The organism is Thermoleptolyngbya sp. M55_K2018_002, assembly GCF_015295965.1.
Classification (GTDB): Bacteria; Cyanobacteriota; Cyanobacteriia; order Elainellales; family Elainellaceae; genus Thermoleptolyngbya; species Thermoleptolyngbya sichuanensis.
The window spans coordinates 1-2,830 of record NZ_DVEA01000195.1; the positions used below are offsets into that span (position 1 = coordinate 1).

The following is a 2,830-nucleotide window of genomic DNA, read 5'->3' on the forward strand; positions in this document are numbered from 1 at the left end:
TAGGGCCTTGTGGGGGCTTTGTGGGAGCTTTGCGGGGGCTTTCGGCAGCCCCCCGAAGATCGGCGATTTTGGATTGTAGAGTTTGAATTTTGGGCGCTGCCAAAAGCTCTCATCCAAAATCGTCAATCCATCCAAAATTGTCAATCTAAGATCCAGAGTCCAAAATCGGCGCAAAACTCAGGTTCAGCCCCAATCCTGATGCTCTGGCGAAGTAGAGAGCGCAATTCGCTGGTGTAGGGCTGTCGCGTTGCGCTCTAGGTCGGCTGCGAGGATGTCGAGCTGGTCGAGTTGGGATTGATAGTCGGTGAGTTCGCGTTTGGCGGCGACTTTTCGCTCCAACGCAGCGCGGGCGGCGGGTTCTTTGCCCTGCTTGAGGGCTAGTTCTGCGACCCGATGCCAGGTGTCCATATCTTTCTGGGCTACCTGCATTTGTCGCTGGAGTTGGTCGCGGGCGATCGCCATATTCCGTCGCGCCTGATCGAACTGTTGCAGCGCCATTGCGGGGTCATTCGCCAGCACTGCGTCTTCCATCATGCGGCGCGAACTGCGGGGGTTGAGCATGGCGGCATCGAGTCCAAAGGTTGCAAGCTGTTCGCTGACGCTGCGGCCTGTTTTGCACCAGGTCGCAAAGTGTTCGCAATTGTTTTCGAGCAAGCTATAGCGCTGTTCGCCCAGCCGACTTTCGGCCCGTTCAATCACGATATCGGGCAAATAGCAAACGGTGTATTGCTTGACGAACACCCGGTTGCCCCAGGAAAACGCCGAAAACTCTGTCTGGCGAATCGTCGGCGGCTCGGTGGCTTTGCTGTAGTGAATGACGCTGCCATCGCCGCAGTCGATGCCGTGGTGTTCATACACACCGTCCATGCCAGCGAGCGGTCGCATAACGTAGATTTGGTCGCCTCGGGCCATGTTCAAGGGGTAAAGCGTTGGGATCGGGGTTGAGAATCAGGTTTAACGGCGAATTTCACCTGCACAGCCAAAGTGCCTATTGGTTTCAGCACCCTGCTTGAGTGGCTGCAAAATTTTATCTTAGGCAAGCGATTGGCAAAACTCTGTTTGCTGCCTCACCTCCGAATTCAAATCCCTTCAGGACTTACGCACTTGCGATAAGCTCTTTGGATTTTGGACAATTTCTCTTGGGCTGCGCCTGCGAGACATTGTCCAACTGCGTAAGTCCTATCTCTTAATTGCGATAGGCGATCTGGAGGCTCTTGACCAGCAGCAGCAGCGAGGCGATCGCCATTAGCCCGCCCCAAAACCAGTAGGGCAACAGCAGGTTTTGAGCGATTTGCCCAGAGTCCGACAGGAGGACCTGCCCGCCGATATTGGCTTGGCGGGTGAACAGATAATCCATCTGGTGATAGGTGCTGACGCACGCCTGCACACCCAGAAATTGGATCGCGAAGACCTGGAGCCAGGGATAGCCGGAGAGGGCAATCGCCAGCACTGCCGCCCCCAACAGCGGCACGGCCACCAGCCCAAAGAGCGATCGCACCCAGATCAGCGCCGACCCAATCAGCAGCGCCCCCAAAAACAGCAGCGCATAGCAGGCCATCTGCCGGCTGCGCGATGACAGAATAAACAGCGCCCCAGCAATCGGCGGCCCCATCGGCCCCGCCGCCGCCACCAGCGCCCGACCCACGGGCCCCAAAAACAAGCCGCCGCTGTGAACCGCAAAGCCAGAGCCGTTGGGGAACATCTGCAACTGCTGGAAGTTGCCGCCCAGCAGCATGGCCATGAGTCCATGCCCCATTTCATGAAACCAGGTCGCCAAAATGCTGAAGGGATACAGGATGTAGTTGCCAATGGGCAATTGCCAGAGCAGACTGGTGGCGATCGCCGCTGCGACCAGCCAGGTCAACCCCACCCGGTCAGACTTGGAGTCGGAGCCATCCCACCGTTGCGGGTCATCAAACGGATTGTCTTTGTTCCAGCGATTCGTCATAGCAGGGCTTGAAGGAGGAGTCTTGCAGAACCATGACTCAACTCTAGCGCTTGCCCCCGTGGATTGCCCCCTGTGCCACTCCAGGCATGAATCCAGGCGCAACTCTGGGGTACTGGGCATAGCCTACTCGAAACCTTGCCAGGTCAAAACTTGCCAGGTCAAAACTTGCCAGGTCACAGTTCAGTCAGCAGTTCGCCACGCCTGAAATTCCTGGAGAGACCGAGAGAGGGACGCACCAGAAGGCCACTAGCGGCACGCCTCCTACTCAAGTTGGTGGATCAGGCAACTGCAAATGGGGCGGCACTGGAATTGCCCCGCCGGGAGTCGGTGGGCGATGGATTTTGGTCGCTGCGTCGGGAGAGTCTGGATCGCCCTCCTGCCGACCGCGGGTAATTTCGGTTGGGGCTTGGGGCAAATCGGAGGCAGGCTGCCCAACCGTGCGATCGCTCACCAATCCGGTCGTAGGTGGGTCATCACCGTTTTCGCTGCCCAGGCGAATCTTAATATTCGGCCCAGAGCGGGCCAGCCGAATCACTGCGCCATCCGTCAGTGGAACTTGCGTAATTCGCTTGCCGTCCAGGTAGGTGCCGTTTGTGCCCAAGTTGACAATTTCCCAATTTGCGCCAACCCGACGCAGCTCTACATGATGGCGAGACACGACAGCGCTGTAGAGAATCACATTGTTATCGGTCGCTCGCCCAATGCGAATCACCGACTCATTCTCAAACTTCCAAACCTGGGCTGGAATCTGCTTGACCGGATGCAGAAGGGATAGGGTAATCACACTCGTGACGCAAAACCTACGGCGAAAGAACAGAGTTGCGAGTCTTCAGGAAGATATGCATGATGGCATCATGAGCAATTCAACTCGTGATTGATCAA

The 2,830-nt window shown here is 57.0% G+C and carries 3 protein-coding genes; all 3 read right to left on the minus strand.

Features of this window, described 5'->3' with window-relative positions; translation table 11 throughout:
- Window positions 1–183: 183 nt before the first annotated feature.
- Entirely contained in the window at window positions 184–912 is a 729-nt protein-coding gene (locus IGS51_RS09490) for a lecithin retinol acyltransferase family protein (RefSeq protein ID WP_297078180.1), read from the minus strand.
- Between the two features lie 274 nt (window positions 913–1,186).
- Window positions 1,187–1,948: a M50 family metallopeptidase gene (locus tag IGS51_RS09495; protein ID WP_297078179.1), complete on the minus strand. Its 762-nt coding sequence runs from the start codon at window positions 1,946–1,948 to the stop codon at window positions 1,187–1,189.
- A gap of 265 nt (window positions 1,949–2,213) precedes the next feature.
- Window positions 2,214–2,732 carry an FHA domain-containing protein gene (locus tag IGS51_RS09500; RefSeq protein WP_205370599.1) on the minus strand — a complete coding sequence of 173 codons (519 nt, stop codon included), beginning with the start codon at window positions 2,730–2,732 and terminating at the stop codon, window positions 2,214–2,216.
- Window positions 2,733–2,830: the final 98 nt, after the last annotated feature.

Excerpts from the sequence above, each read along its gene's own strand:
- IGS51_RS09495 (WP_297078179.1), bottom strand. The coding sequence starts at position 1,948 with ATGACGAATCGCTGGAACAAAGACAATCCGTTTGATGACCCGCAACGG.
- IGS51_RS09490 (WP_297078180.1), bottom strand. The coding sequence starts at position 912 with ATGGCCCGAGGCGACCAAATCTACGTTATGCGACCGCTCGCTGGCATG.